Below are 13983 nucleotides of genomic sequence, written 5' to 3'. Positions count from 1 at the left end.
TCTTAAGCCTATATATTTGGGTTTTTTGATACAATTATAATACACAAAGAATGGTTCCGAAAGGTAAACTCATCATTATTGGCGGCGCAATAAATACAGGTAGCTTCGCAGAAACGCAATTTGGAATGCCTGAAAACATGAATTTTTTTGAGCGTGGAATTCTTAAGCGAATTACTACAGAGTCAGTTAGAGACATTCAATCCCGATTCGAAATCATCACCACAGCCTCGTTAATGCCAGAAAAGGTTGGCGAAGAATACATCAAGGCTTATGCACAGTTGGATGTTCATAATGTGGGGGTGCTAAATATCACCAATCGTGAAGAAGCCAATTCTGATGAAAATTATGAACGTATCAAAGCAGCAGAGGTCATAATTTTTACGGGCGGTGATCAGCTCCGTCTTTCTTCTATTTTCGGTGGGACAAAAATCCATCAGATTCTGCTTGAAAAATATAGAAATGAGCCTGTTGTAATTGCGGGAACCTCTGCAGGTGCGGCAGCAAGTTCTAAAAACATGATTTATCAGGGGAGCAGTAAAGATGCCCTGTTGAAAGGTGAAGTAAAAATTACCGGTGGATTGGGCTTTATTGATGACGTTATTGTAGATACACACTTTGTTCAACGTGGTAGAATCGGCCGTTTATTATATGCTGCGGCGAGTAATCCGGGTATTTTAGGCATCGGCCTTGGTGAAGATACCGGGCTTTTTATTTCTGATGGGCATACCATGGAGGCCATCGGCTCAGGAATGGTGATTTTGGTAGACGGACGCAACATGGCCGATACCAACTTAACTGATGTAGAAATGGGACAGCCCGTTTCAATCAAGAATATGGTGGTACACGTAATGTGTGATGGCGATGTTTATGATTTAACAGACCACAGTTTGGTGATCCACCATCCAAAGGTTATTCCGATAGCGTAGTTCAGTTTACAGTTTTCAATTGGCACATTCCAGTTAAAGTATTTAATCTCGATACTTAATACTCCCATCTTGATACTAACACATCGATACTAAAAAAATGAAACTTATCATACACGGAGGCTTCTTTAGCGAGTCGTCTACCAACCAGGAAACCAAAAAAGCAAAACAAGATGCATTGGCTTCGATTGTTACTCTTGGGCACGAATATTTAAAAACGCACACAGCTTTAGAAACCGTTGTGTATACCGTTGCATTGCTGGAAGATCATGAATTATTTAACGCTGGCATTGGTTCGCAAATCCAGAGTGATGGAAAGGTGAGATTAAGTGCCGCATTAATGGATGGTAGAACAGAAAAGTTTAGCGGAGTAATCAACGTAGAGGATGTTAAAAATCCAATCGCAATCGCTCAAAATCTATTGACTTACGACGACCGCGTTTTAAGCGGGGATGGCGCACAGCAATTTGCCAGAACAAATGGTTTTGAATATTTCAACCCCATTACGGCACAGCGGCAATCAGAGTACGAAGCCAAACTAAATCAGAGAAACAATAAAGGAACCGTTGGTTGTGTGGCGCTCGATGCAGATGGGAATTTGGCAGCAGCAACCTCTACAGGCGGCAAGGGCTTCGAAATCCCCTGCCGGGTAAGCGACTCTGCAACCGTAGCAGGTAACTATGCAAATCAATACGCAGGTATTTCTTGTACAGGAGTTGGCGAGGACATTGTGAGCGGTGCACTGGCGGCTAAAATAGTGACACGTGTTACTGACGGTTTTTCGTTAAAGGATGCATCAGATAAATCTTTTGCTGAACTTAAGGCTTTTGATGGCTTTGCAGGTGTTGTAGGCATATCTGCCCTGGGTGAAATTTACCATTGCGATTCACATCCCTATATGGTTTGGGCATCATTTGATGTTAATTTACAGGTATTTAGCTAAAATTAGAATTAAAGTATTATTTTTGTTGCATGACCAAAATTGTATTGGCCTTGATCGGCCTTTTTGCATCATTACAATTACAAGCTCAAAACATTGATAGAACGGAAATCCAGGAACCTAATGGAGGTAGTGCTATAAATATAGCGGTGTCTAAATTTGATCTGGAAGACGGGAATTCTTTTTTTGAAGAAGCAGAAGATTTAGAGCGAAAAGGAGATTATAATGAGGCACTTACCTTATTTGGAAAAGCGGCTTTCGAATACAATTCCGTAAAAAATTTCAGCAGGTACGGACAAGCAATCATCAAAATGAGCAGTATGCATTATCAGTTGGGCCGCTTTACTGATGCCGAACAGATTCTTTTGAATGTGGCCTTAAAAAACTATTCCAAAACAGGCAACAGGGCAGGTATAATGAATACTTACAGTCTTTTGGGTAAAGTTTATCTGGCCAATACCAAGTATACGCAGTCGATGTGGTTTTATACCCAGCAGGGTATTCTGGCAAAACAGCTAAAAAGCAATAACTCCTATATCGAATCAATCCTGGGCATTGTTCAGGTTAAAATCAAAAAGAAAGATTTTACGCTTGCATTGAGGGATTTAAAATCAGCTGAATGGCTGGCCAATTCCATCAAAACCACCCAGTACAAATCGCAAATAAAAGACGCCAGGGAGATGATCGCCAATAAAACGACGAGCAAAAAAGTAAATCCAAGCTAATTAGTCGTTTGTTTTCGTCAATATCCTTCTACATTACTCCTCTTAGATGTTTTAGATCTGTAATGAGTCAAATTTTCAAGGGCGATCAAAACAAAAAATAACTCTTAACGTTCTCCTATAGAAATTGTTAAATAAAAAGCTTTTAGTTAGATTTGATAAAGTTTTAACAAGAGACGGTAATAATGCTGTCTCTTTTTTGTTTTTTTGCTAAAATGGTATCATATTGGCTATATAGAATTGGAAATGGATTTTAAATCATTTAAAGAGATGTTAAAGAGAATATTTTTTGTAATTTTTACTGCAGCAGTACTTGCTTGTCATGCTGCACCTAAAACTCAGCCAATGGTTGAGGGTGTTACCAATGTGAAACCGGATGAGCAACAGCAACTTGTTATAAAAGAAGTTGTCAATTTGATCGAGAGCTATAATTACAAAAAAATACAGATCAACGATTCTATATCTTCTATTATTTTGGATAAGTATATCAAATCTTTAGACCAGGGTAAAAACTATTTCCTGGCCTCTGATATTAAAGAATTTGAAAAATACAGATATACGTTGGATGATGATTTTAAAAATGGCGATTTAAGTGGTCCGTTCTTTATCTATAACGTTTACGCCAAAAGATTGAACGAATATTTTACCTATTCTTTAGCCCAGATCAAAACGAAATTCGATTTTAACCAGAACGATACTTATGTATACGATAGAGAGAAAATGCCTTGGGCAGTTTCTTCAACAGCTTTAAATGATACCTGGAAAAAACGTGTTAAATACGAACTGATCAACTTAAACCTGGCAGGAACGGCCGAAGCCAAAAATGTAGAAACTTTAACGAAACGTTATCAGAACCTGCAATCACAGACTTCGAAAACCAATAACCAGGATGTTTTCCAGATTTTAATGGATGCATTTACCGAATCGATTGATCCGCACACCAATTATTTTAACCCTAGTAATGCGGTTGCATTTAATGAAGACATGTCGCGCTCTTTCGAAGGGATCGGAGCCCGTTTACAACTGGAGAATGAAGTTGTTAAAATTTCAGAAATTATTGCTGGTGGACCTGCCTTTAAAGGCAAACAATTAAGTGCGGGTGACCGTATTATCGCTGTAGCCCAGGGTGATGGCGAATTTGTGGATGTTGTGGGCTGGAGATTAGATAATACTGTTACGAAAATCAAAGGTCCAAAAGGCACAAAAGTTCGTTTAAAGGTTATCCCTGTAGGAAAAGAAATGTCGTCGAAACCGGTAATTATAGAGCTGGTTCGTGATAAAATTATTTTGGAAGAAACTTCTGCCAAGAAAAAAGTAAAAACGATAAACAGCAACGGTAAGGACGTTAAAATTGGAATTATTACTCTGCCTGCATTCTATGCCGATTTTAAAGCGGCAAATGCCGGTGATAAAAATTATAAAAGTACCACCCGTGATGTAAGAAAACTGATCGATTCATTAAAAACTTACGATAAGGTTAATGCGATTGTATTGGATTTACGTGGTAACGGTGGAGGTTCTTTAGTTGAGGCCATTTCATTAACAGGTTTATTTATTGATAAAGGTCCTGTTGTTCAGGTAAAAGATTTACGTGGCAAAATTGAAGTGGATGAAGATGAAAATACTGGTGTAGCATGGGATGGCCCGTTCGGTGTAATGGTAGACCGGTTAAGTGCATCGGCATCCGAAATTTTTGCCGGAGCAATTCAGGATTATGGACGTGGTATTATTATGGGTAGCCAAACCTATGGTAAAGGTACCGTTCAATCTTCTATCGATTTAAACAAATTGGTAAACCCAAGCATGTTGCAAAGGGTAGCGGGTTTGGTTGCTAAAGATAAAACAGTTGGTACTTCACCAAGTAGTGCGAATCCGGCCGATATTAACTTAGGTCAGATTAACTTAACCATGGCTAAATTTTACCGTGTGGCCGGTAGCAGTACGCAACATAAAGGTGTAACTCCCGATGTGGTTTTCCCTTCGGTTTATCCAATGGATAAAATAGGAGAAGATACAGAGCCATCTGCGTTGCCTTGGGATGTGATTCCAAGTTCTAACTTTAAAGCGGTTGCTAATTTAACAGCAGTTAAAGCACAACTGACTAAAAACAGTGAGCAACGCATTGCCAGTTCTTTAGACTTCAAATATCTGAAACAAGATATAGCTGATCTTAAAAAACGTGATGCTGAGGTTTCTGTAACGTTAAACGAAGCAAAACTTAAAACTGAACGGGAAGCTCAGGAAGTGAAAACCCTTGCCAGACAGAATGAATTAAGAGCATTAAGAGGGTTGCCTGCAATTAAAAAGGGAGATAAAATTACCAAACAAGATGCTTACGACTTTATTGAAGACGAATCATTAAAAGTAATGGGTGATTTTATGCAACAATCTGGTAGTTATGTCATGAATTTAGGTCTGATGCCAAAAAATAACTAATTAGAAATATCATTTCAATAAAAAGCCGCTTTAGTTTTGCTAAAGCGGCTTTTTTGTTGGTATCCGAGTGCTCAACCTTACAACCGGTTTGCTAGAAAGTTGACCACTCTAAAATTATATTAGGCCCCGTTTTTTATAGTGTCGGATATTTCGATCCGATTCGAAAAGATATATCTTTTAATTTATACTAACTGTCAGATGGTAACATCTTACAGCACTTCAAAACAAGACTATCCTTTCTTCGCCGCTGGCTCAGTTTGTTTATTTAACTGCATGGCCATCATTTCTTTCATGGTTCTGTTCATGCCTTCGCTGCTGCCATCAAGGAAGATCACATTTCCATCGCCGTTCTCAGCAAAGTGTTTAATCGACTCTGTCCACATAGTGAATAGGATTACTGAAATATCCAGATTGGCCTGTTCCATTTCCTGTGCGGCTTTGCTCATACCATGGGCCACCTCAGCACGGAATAAGGCAATACCCTGTCCACGTAATTGGGCGGCCTCACGCTCGGCCGTGGCGGCAATTTTAATGGCATTACCGTCAGCTTCTGCAGCTTTAGTTTTGGTAATCAATAAAGCCTGACCTTCATTCTCAGCCGCAGCTTTTAAATTGTTTGAGGCCACCACGCGGCTCATTGAGCGCATTATTTCCTCATCAAAGGTAATATCATTCAACTGAAGATCCTGAAGGTGATAACCCCAGCCATCTAAAACCTGATCGATCTGCTCTTTCACGTGAAGTACAATTTCATTACGCTGTGCCAGTACATTCGCCTGTTTTTGTGTAGCTACGTATGCCCTGATCGAACCTTCGATGGTTCTGATCAATGCCTGCATCAGGTTAGTGGCATCTACGAATTTAAAGGCTACATTTTTAATGGTTTCTTCATCCTGGTTCACTACAGAATATAGCAGCATGGCCTTAAAATATACATTGGCCTGATCTTGCGTTACTGCCTGGAACGAAAGTTCTACAGAGCGGTTTTGAATGGAAATGCGCGAATAAATCTGCTCTATTAATGGGATTTTAAAATTTAAACCTGGTCTTAATTGACGACGGTACTTACCGAAAACCGTTACCACCGCAATGGTTCCCTGCTTAACGGTAACAAAAGAGCTGAGTAGGATAATAAATGCTACAATGGCTACAATGTAAATAGTGTATTGCATAATTAGATTTTTTTTATGAAGTTATAAAAAATTCATACAAACTACACCTGGCATTTTGTAGCTTTAAGTTTTTCTAACTAATTCATAAGCAATGAAAACTAAATTAATTCTTCCGGCTGCAAGCATTTTGCTCTTTGCTGCATGTCAGAATAAGAACCATCAGGAAACCGAAACGGTAAATGCACGCACCGAATTTTTCGATAAAGCAGGCATGGATACCACGGTAAAACCAGGCGATAATTTCTTCCTATATGCCAATGGCAAATGGATTAAAAATACCGAAATCCCTAAAACAGAAACGGGCTGGGGCTCTTTTTATACTTTGTATAACGATAACCTCAAAAACCTGAACAAGATTCTCGAAAGTGCTTCAAAAGCAGAAGCATCTAAAGGAAGCGCCGAACAAAAAGTTGGCGATTTCTACGCGAGCGGAATGGATACACTCACCATCGAGAAACTGGGCATTGAACCGATAAAGCCACTATTGGGTAAAATAGACGGAATTAAAAATGATCAGGATTTAATCAACTTTGTTGCCGATGGTTACAAAAACGGAGAAGGCGATTTATTGGGGTTCAGTGTTGATCCGGATGATAAACTAAGCACTAAAAATGCCTTATCATTTTCGCAGGCCGGACTTACCCTGCCCGACCGCAGTTATTATTTAGAACAAGATGAAAAGGCAAAGAAAATCAGAACGGAGTATATCAAATACATCACTAAAATTTTCAGCCTTGCCGGCGATTCGGTAAATGCTGCAAAATATGCCGATAATATTTTAAAGTTAGAAACCGCTATTGCAGCATCGCATTCAACGCCTGTTCAACTGCGCGATCCTCAGAAAAACTATAACAAAATGACGGTGGCCGATTTTCAGAAACAGACGCCAAATATCGAATGGAAATCTGTGCTGGGCAAGTTAGGTGCGAGCACCGATACCGTGATTGTTAGGCAGCCGAAGTACTATCAGGCTTTATCTGGCTTGGTAAAAAGCCAGCCGATCGAAATCTGGAAAGAAAAGTTGAAATTTGACGCCTTAAACAGATCAGCCAACTCATTTACCAAAAAATTCAGAGCAGCTAAATTCGATTTCTTTTCTAAAACACTATATGGCCAGCAAGCACCAACCGAAAGATGGAAAGCCATTGTGAACGCTACAGACCGTAGCTTAGGCGAACTTCTTGGCCAGCTGTATGCCGAAAAGTACTTTAAACCAGAAGCCAAGGAACGTATGTTGACTTTGGTAAACAATCTGCAGAAAGTATATGCCGAGCGGATCCAGAAGGTAGACTGGATGACTCCCGAAACCAAAAAGAAAGCTTTGGAAAAACTGAATGCATTTATTAAAAAAATCGGTTATCCCGACAAATGGAAAAAATATGATGATGTTGAGGTTTCGAAAAACACTTATTATGCCAATCTTCAATCGGCCAATAAACATGCCTATAAAGAAATGATGGATAAGTTGGGCAAAAATGTTGACAAAACAGAATGGGGAATGACTCCACCTACAGTTAATGCCTATTACAATCCATCTTTCAATGAGATTGTTTTTCCTGCCGGAATTTTACAATTTCCTTTCTTTGATTTCGCTGCAGATGATGCCATTAACTATGGTGCAATTGGTGCGGTAATCGGTCATGAAATGACCCATGGTTTTGACGATCAGGGCCGTCAGTACGATGCTGTAGGTAACTTAAAAGAATGGTGGACAAAAGCCGATGCAGATAAATTTAAGGCCAAAGCGGGTAAAGTGGAGGCATTTTACAACAAATTCACTTTATTGGATAACCAGCACGTTAACGGCTCATTAACTTTGGGTGAAAACCTTGCCGATATCGGAGGTTTGAACATTGCCTATGATGCCTTTAAATTAACTGAGCAGGGTAAGGGCAACCAAAAGGTTGATGGCTTTACACCAGATCAGCGTTTCTTTTTAAGCTTTGCCCAGGTGTGGAGAATCAAAGATCGCGACGAAAGCATGCGTGTAAGATTAAAAACAGATCCACATAGTCCGGAAATGTTCCGAGTGAACGGCCCCGTGTATAATATGGAAGCATTTTATAAGGCTTTTAATATTCCCACAACAGCAAAGATGTATGTTGCACCAGCCAATAGGTTGGGTGTTTGGTAGATTAAACGCTTGACTTTTTTAAAAGTCCATTTCAGCTACCGGAATGGACTTTTTTTTTGCTTTAAAACAAATACAGGAAAACTTTGTCTTTATCTTATTAAATAATCACCACATGAACGTAAAACGCACTTTTGGAACCATATTAACCGTACTTGGTATAATTGGATTGATATACGCTGGCTATGGCTTTGTAAACCACAACCAAAATACAAGGGGATTGATGGTATATGGAATCATCGGATTAATATTCTTCGTATCGGGTATTGGCCTGGTAAAGAATACAAAAGACGAGAGTTAGGTTTCTTTTCCTTCTAAACTTTCTGGACAGCAAAAAAAATACTACGGTCACCTTAATGGCCAACCAAGAAAAATACCATTCTTAAAGTTTCAGCCTTCGGGACCGTAAAATAATGGTAATTGTTATTTTTTCTTCTTATGCTTGATAATCTGATATTGACTAAAAGCTACCAGACAGCCAGCTAAAATGATAATCCCGGCAGATAAGAGGTTCTTTGGGTTTTGCTGAATGTAGTAAGCAGCGGCCAGCACTAATAGCGCTGCTGCTATCCCTATAATATAATGAAGTATTAATCCGGTTTTCATGGCACAAATATTCTGAAATAAATTGAGATTGATGTCGTAGAAGATTAATCTTTTAAACTGATCCTGTGATCAGTAAATTTCAGCTGATGGCCAATGAAATCGCTATCCGTTAATTCTTTGATCCGTTTAAAAGCGCTGTGATTATCATCTAAGGTTAAACGGTTAATCTTATCCTGTTTAACCGAAACGATATCTGCAAAGAGAAAATCGCCTTTGGCGTTTATTTTAAGCTGTAGCAATGGAGCGATGCCATTGTTACCCTTTAAGCTAAACATGCCATAAGTACAGAAATTGCCCAAACTGTAAGCGATGAATTTATTCTTATAAACTTCGACTGCACGGGTTACGTGTGGGCCATGGCCCAATACCACATCGGCACCCGCATCAATCACCGCATGCGCAAAGGCGTAAACATTACCCCTGTTCTCTTTGTAAAAGATCTCATTTTTGCGGGGAACATGTTCAAACCTTGCACCCTCACCTCCCCCATGGAAGGAAACGATTACAATATCAGCCACAGCTTTTAATCGGGCCACCAAAGCTTTGGCGCTGTCGATCTTATTGATCGAAACCGTATTCTCGTTCGGGGCAAAAGCACAGAAGGCATATTTTATGCTGTCTTTTTCAAAAATCTCGAAAGGTTTGTTTACCTGTCCGGCGTAATGGAACTGTAAGGAATCTAAAATCCTCGCGGTGTTTTTTCGTCCTTTGGCATCAAAATCACCAACGTGGTTGTTGGCTATGCTTAAAACATTGAAGCCCGCATTTTTGTAAATTCCGGCATAACGCTCAGGCATCCTAAAGGCATAACAGTTATTCGGATTGATCCCGTTGCATTTGTTAGAATTGCCCGAATTGAGGAAACAGCCTTCCAGATTTCCAAAAACGATGTCTCCTGTTAATAGACTATCTACCGCATCAAAACTGTTTATCGCATCATCAGGTGGCAGATTGGTTTTTGAAGGGAATGCCGAGCCGAGCATGATATCGCCTACTGCAGTGATGGATATGGTATCTTTTATTTTCCTGATCACAGTATCCTGTTTAGCAACCGGGGTGGTAACCTGGGCATTGTTACTGGTGCAGCTAATCAAAATAATTAGTGCAAGCGTGGATATCATTAGCGTATTGATGAACTTCATTGTTGATTTAAGCGGTATAAAAAAATCCTCCAAAATTTCTTTAGGAGGATTGTATATTTTTAACTGTTAACCGAAAATTGGTAACTGCTCACTGAACTATTCTACTTCGAATTCTTTCTTAAACGATTCTAAAACACGCCCGCCTTTGTAAAAGTAACGGCTGTAATAGGGTTCGTTCAGGTTGCTGATCACTACGCCGCGTGAACTTGATGCATGTGCAAATCTGTTATCGCCAAGGTAAATACCCACATGAGAAATACTTCTGCTTTTAATCTTGAAGAAAACCAGATCACCTTCTTTTAAATCTTCCTTAGACAATGGATCTACCATACTAAAAATATCGCGCGAATTTCTTCTGATGGTAGTGTTGAAAACTTTGTCGTAAATCGCTTTAGTAAAAGCTGAGCAATCGATGCCTCTTTTGCTGTTTCCACCGTAACTATATGGAGTTCCGATCCATTCGTAAATAAACTTATACAGTTTTAAATTCGAAGTTGCATCTACTGCAACACCCATAACCTGCGAGAAATACTGCGATGCAAGGTTGTCGGGATCATTTAATTCTTTACCAGATTCTTTTGTTTTTGTTTGCGCAAATGCGGTTGAGAGCGTGCAGATAGCAATTAGGGTTGAAAACAAAAATTTTTTAATCATGTTATACAGTTATGTTTGGGTATTCACTTACACATTAACGTACACCACATGGGCTTATTGTTGGTTGTCAAAAGTATTGATTATACAAATGTTATCCAAATGTAATCTTATAAAAAGTGGAAGTTATTAACATTTTTATTTTTTATCCACCGTTGCCGCCTCATATTTCGATAAAAAAATATCTTTTCTTATGGGGGCCTTTCGTTTTAAAATTCTGATCGGAGAATAGAAAATGCCTTATTTTTTAATTACGTAAATCAGGATTTAGACAAAATTAAATTTTAGAATAAATTGATTCCATATTATGATAAAGGGCATTGATTTAGTTATGTGAAATCGCACTTAAATTGGCGAAAGTTGGTAAAGGCACATTAACGATTGTATTTAATTGTAAAACAACTGTTAAATCTGATTTTAACCCTTATACTATGATGTTTTTACACTAGAAAGTGCCAAAAATTACAATAAAAAAATTAGATTTGCTGTCGCAAAAAACAAATATCCTAAAATGAGTGCAGTAGAAATAAATAAAGATACCTGGTTAAAGTGGTTTGAGTCGATGTTGCTGATGCGCAAGTTCGAAGAAAAAACTGGCCAGTTATACGGACAACAAAAAATACGTGGCTTTTGTCATTTATACATTGGACAAGAAGCTGTAGTTGCAGGTGCAATATCTGCAATGCAAAAAGGTGATTCGATGATTACAACTTACCGTGATCATGCCCATGCCTTAGCTTTAGGAGTTAGTGCCGATAGTATTATGGCAGAAATGTATGGTAAAGCTACAGGTTGCTCTAAAGGTAAAGGTGGTTCGATGCACATGTTTAGTAAAGAGCATAACTTCTATGGTGGTCATGCAATTGTTGGCGGTCAGATTCCATTAGGTGCTGGCGTTGCTTTTGCAGAAAAATATAAAGGAACAGACAATGTTAACATTTGTTATATGGGCGATGGTGCGGTGCGCCAGGGTGCACTAAACGAAACATTTAACATGGCCATGCTTTGGAAATTGCCGGTTGTTTTTGTTTGCGAAAACAACGGTTACGCAATGGGTACCTCGGTTCAACGTACCACCAATATGACCGATATCTATAAAATAGGTTTAGGTTTTGATATGCCATGCGCACCAGTTGATGGTATGGATCCGGTTGCAGTTCACAATGCTATGGACGAAGCGATCCAACGTGCACGTAAGGGTGAAGGACCTACTTTCTTAGAAATGAGAACTTACCGTTACCGTGGTCACTCGATGTCTGATCCGGCAAAATACCGTACCAAAGAAGAATTAGAAGATTATAAAGCAAAAGATCCGGTTGAGCATGCAAGAGAAACTATTCTTAAAGAAAAGTATGCAGATCAGGCCTGGATCGAAGAAGTAGAAGCTAAAGTAAAAGCAACTGTTGATCAGGCAGTGAAATTTGCTGAAGAATCTCCTTGGCCTGATGCATCCGAATTATACAAAGATGTATATATGCAACAGGACTACCCTTACGTAATGGACTAATATTAATAAGATTTCAATTAATTAGATATAATGGCTGATGTAATTAAAATGCCCAAAATGAGCGACACCATGACCGAAGGGGTTTTGGCGAAGTGGCATAAAAAAGTGGGCGATAAAGTGAAAAGCGGCGATGTTTTAGCAGAAGTAGAAACTGATAAAGCAACAATGGATATGGAATCTTATTGGGATGGCACTATTTTATACATAGGTGTAGAAGAAGGATCAGCTGTTCCTGTTGATGCCATCATGGCCGTTATCGGTAAAGAAGGCGAAGATTATAAAGCTGCTTTGGAAGCGGAAAAAGGTGCAGAAGCGCCAAAAGCCGAAAGTGCAGAAGCACCAAAAGCTGAAGAGAAAAAGGAAGAAGCTGCACCTGCACAGGGTGGTGGCCTAAGCGAAGAAGAATTAGCTGCTAAAGGTGTTACGGTGATCCGCATGCCTTTATTAAGCGATACCATGACAGAAGGCGTAATTGCCGAGTGGCATAAAAAAGTTGGCGATAAAGTTAAGGATGATGATGTTCTTGCTGATGTAGAAACCGATAAGGCAACTATGGAAGTAATGGGTTATGCCACCGGAACTTTGTTACACATTGGTGTTGAGAAAGGTGCTGCTGCAAAAGTAAACGGAATTATTGCTATCGTTGGTCCGGAAGGAACAGATGTTAGCGGAATTTTGGCAGGTGGCTCAGCTCCAGCACCAAAAGCGGAAAGCGCTGAAGCACCTAAAGAAGAAAAGCAAGCGGCAACTGCTGATGCAAGTGCGTCTGCTCCGGTTGCAGAAAGCTCTTCAGATAGCCGTGTTAAAGCTTCTCCTTTAGCTAAGAAGATAGCAAAAGATAAAGGGATTGATTTAGCGCAGGTTGCAGGCAGTGCAGAAGGTGGCCGTATCATTAAAAAAGATATCGAAAACTTTAAACCATCTGCTGCCCCGGCTAAAGCAGAATCGGCTTCAGCTCCGGCTGCTGAGAAGACTGCTGCACCAGCACCGGTTATTCCTCAATATGTTGGCGAAGTTAAATTTACTGAAGCTCCGGTTTCGCAAATGCGTAAAGTAATTGCAAAACGTTTAGCAGAAAGTTTATTTACCGCCCCGCATTTCTATTTAACCGTCAGTATTGATATGGACAATGCAATGGCAGCCCGCACAGCAATTAATGCGGTTGCTCCGGTTAAAGTTTCTTTCAACGATATCGTCATTAAAGCGGTTGCTGTTGCATTGAAAAAACACCCTGCTGTTAACTCATCATGGGGTGGCGATAAAATCAGATTTAACGAGCATACCAACATTGGTGTTGCGATGGCTGTTGAAGATGGTTTATTGGTTCCGGTAGTACGTTTTGCTGATGGTAAATCTTTATCACACATCTCTGCAGAAGTAAAAGATTTTGGTGGTAAAGCAAAAGCTAAGAAATTACAGCCAGCAGACTGGGAAGGTTCTACTTTTACCGTTTCTAACCTGGGTATGTTTGGTATTGACGAGTTTACTTCAATTATCAACTCACCTGATGGTGCAATTTTATCGGTAGGTGCCATTCAACAGGTTCCTGTAGTTAAAAATGGCGCGGTTGTGCCTGGTAACGTAATGAAACTAACTTTAGGTTGCGATCACCGTGTGGTTGATGGTGCAACCGGGGCACAGTTCTTGCAAACCTTAAAAGGTTTATTGGAAGAGCCCATCAGGTTATTAGCTTAATCAGTTAGCAATACTCGGTTTTCAGTTATACTGATCAATATAATTAAAGCCATCCAAG

Annotated in this window: 12 protein-coding genes; 8 read left to right on the top strand and 4 right to left on the bottom strand. The window is 39.5% G+C overall.

The features are described from left to right. Positions 1-50: 50 nt before the first annotated feature. From AC04Q1_RS07985 to AC04Q1_RS07970, 4 genes are all read left to right on the top strand, one after another. Positions 51-926, top strand: a complete 876-nt coding sequence (locus AC04Q1_RS07985; protein ID WP_478363489.1) for a cyanophycinase — start codon at positions 51-53, stop codon at positions 924-926. A gap of 97 nt (positions 927-1023) precedes the next feature. Beyond that, a complete protein-coding gene (locus AC04Q1_RS07980) occupies positions 1024-1866 on the top strand; it encodes an isoaspartyl peptidase/L-asparaginase (protein WP_478363487.1) in 843 nt (280 codons plus the stop codon). Between the two features lie 29 nt (positions 1867-1895). Then, complete coding sequence (locus AC04Q1_RS07975; RefSeq protein WP_478363485.1) at positions 1896-2588, top strand: tetratricopeptide repeat protein; 693 nt, start codon at positions 1896-1898, stop codon at positions 2586-2588. A 267-nt stretch (positions 2589-2855) separates the two neighbouring features. Then, the gene (locus AC04Q1_RS07970; RefSeq protein WP_478363484.1) at positions 2856-5021 is read left to right on the top strand and encodes a carboxy terminal-processing peptidase; all 2166 of its coding nucleotides are present in this window, start codon (positions 2856-2858) and stop codon (positions 5019-5021) included. Between the two features lie 230 nt (positions 5022-5251). On the opposite strand, the gene AC04Q1_RS07965 is transcribed toward AC04Q1_RS07970, so the two are convergent. Beyond that, on the bottom strand, positions 5252-6193 hold the full coding sequence (locus AC04Q1_RS07965) for an SPFH domain-containing protein (protein WP_478363482.1): 942 nt from the start codon (positions 6191-6193) through the stop codon (positions 5252-5254). 91 nt (positions 6194-6284) lie between these two features. On the opposite strand from AC04Q1_RS07965, the gene AC04Q1_RS07960 reads away from it, so the two are divergent. Beyond that, positions 6285-8327 carry a M13 family metallopeptidase gene (locus tag AC04Q1_RS07960; RefSeq protein ID WP_478363480.1) on the top strand — a complete coding sequence of 681 codons (2043 nt, stop codon included), beginning with the start codon at positions 6285-6287 and terminating at the stop codon, positions 8325-8327. A 112-nt stretch (positions 8328-8439) separates the two neighbouring features. Further along, positions 8440-8625, top strand: a complete 186-nt coding sequence (locus AC04Q1_RS07955; RefSeq protein WP_138818968.1) for a hypothetical protein — start codon at positions 8440-8442, stop codon at positions 8623-8625. Between the two features lie 122 nt (positions 8626-8747). Here AC04Q1_RS07955 and AC04Q1_RS07950 read toward each other — a convergent pair whose 3' ends face one another. The 3 genes from AC04Q1_RS07950 to AC04Q1_RS07940 all read right to left on the bottom strand — a co-directional run bounded on the left by AC04Q1_RS07950 (position 8748) and on the right by AC04Q1_RS07940 (position 10726). After that, entirely contained in the window at positions 8748-8930 is a 183-nt protein-coding gene (locus AC04Q1_RS07950; protein WP_478363477.1) for a hypothetical protein, read from the bottom strand. 44 nt (positions 8931-8974) lie between these two features. After that, on the bottom strand, positions 8975-10072 hold the full coding sequence (locus AC04Q1_RS07945; RefSeq protein ID WP_478363475.1) for a CapA family protein: 1098 nt from the start codon (positions 10070-10072) through the stop codon (positions 8975-8977). A 96-nt stretch (positions 10073-10168) separates the two neighbouring features. Beyond that, positions 10169-10726, bottom strand: coding sequence for a C40 family peptidase (locus AC04Q1_RS07940; protein ID WP_316844818.1), 558 nt, complete (start codon positions 10724-10726; stop codon positions 10169-10171). A gap of 508 nt (positions 10727-11234) precedes the next feature. On the opposite strand from AC04Q1_RS07940, the gene pdhA reads away from it, so the two are divergent. Continuing rightward, complete coding sequence (pdhA, locus tag AC04Q1_RS07935; RefSeq protein ID WP_269426432.1) at positions 11235-12230, top strand: pyruvate dehydrogenase (acetyl-transferring) E1 component subunit alpha; 996 nt, start codon at positions 11235-11237, stop codon at positions 12228-12230. 30 nt (positions 12231-12260) lie between these two features. Further along, positions 12261-13925 (top strand): 2-oxo acid dehydrogenase subunit E2, encoded by a 1665-nt coding sequence (locus AC04Q1_RS07930; protein WP_478363472.1) that lies wholly within the window; start codon positions 12261-12263, stop codon positions 13923-13925. Positions 13926-13983: the final 58 nt, after the last annotated feature.

The organism is Pedobacter humicola (genome assembly GCF_056490705.1).
The sequence above is the reverse complement of the archived record's forward strand: the minus strand, read 5'-3'. Positions and strand labels throughout refer to the sequence as shown.

Bases quoted from the DNA above. Each gene is read 5' to 3' on its own strand.
- AC04Q1_RS07985 (WP_478363489.1), top strand. From the start codon at position 51: ATGGTTCCGAAAGGTAAACTCATCATTATTGGCGGCGCAATAAATACA.
- AC04Q1_RS07980 (WP_478363487.1), top strand. From the start codon at position 1,024: ATGAAACTTATCATACACGGAGGCTTCTTTAGCGAGTCGTCTACCAAC.
- AC04Q1_RS07975 (WP_478363485.1), top strand. From the start codon at position 1,896: ATGACCAAAATTGTATTGGCCTTGATCGGCCTTTTTGCATCATTACAA.
- AC04Q1_RS07970 (WP_478363484.1), top strand. From the start codon at position 2,856: ATGTTAAAGAGAATATTTTTTGTAATTTTTACTGCAGCAGTACTTGCT.
- AC04Q1_RS07965 (WP_478363482.1), bottom strand. From the start codon at position 6,193: ATGCAATACACTATTTACATTGTAGCCATTGTAGCATTTATTATCCTA.
- AC04Q1_RS07960 (WP_478363480.1), top strand. From the start codon at position 6,285: ATGAAAACTAAATTAATTCTTCCGGCTGCAAGCATTTTGCTCTTTGCT.
- AC04Q1_RS07955 (WP_138818968.1), top strand. From the start codon at position 8,440: ATGAACGTAAAACGCACTTTTGGAACCATATTAACCGTACTTGGTATA.
- AC04Q1_RS07950 (WP_478363477.1), bottom strand. From the start codon at position 8,930: ATGAAAACCGGATTAATACTTCATTATATTATAGGGATAGCAGCAGCG.
- AC04Q1_RS07945 (WP_478363475.1), bottom strand. From the start codon at position 10,072: ATGAAGTTCATCAATACGCTAATGATATCCACGCTTGCACTAATTATT.
- AC04Q1_RS07940 (WP_316844818.1), bottom strand. From the start codon at position 10,726: ATGATTAAAAAATTTTTGTTTTCAACCCTAATTGCTATCTGCACGCTC.
- pdhA (WP_269426432.1), top strand. From the start codon at position 11,235: ATGAGTGCAGTAGAAATAAATAAAGATACCTGGTTAAAGTGGTTTGAG.
- AC04Q1_RS07930 (WP_478363472.1), top strand. From the start codon at position 12,261: ATGGCTGATGTAATTAAAATGCCCAAAATGAGCGACACCATGACCGAA.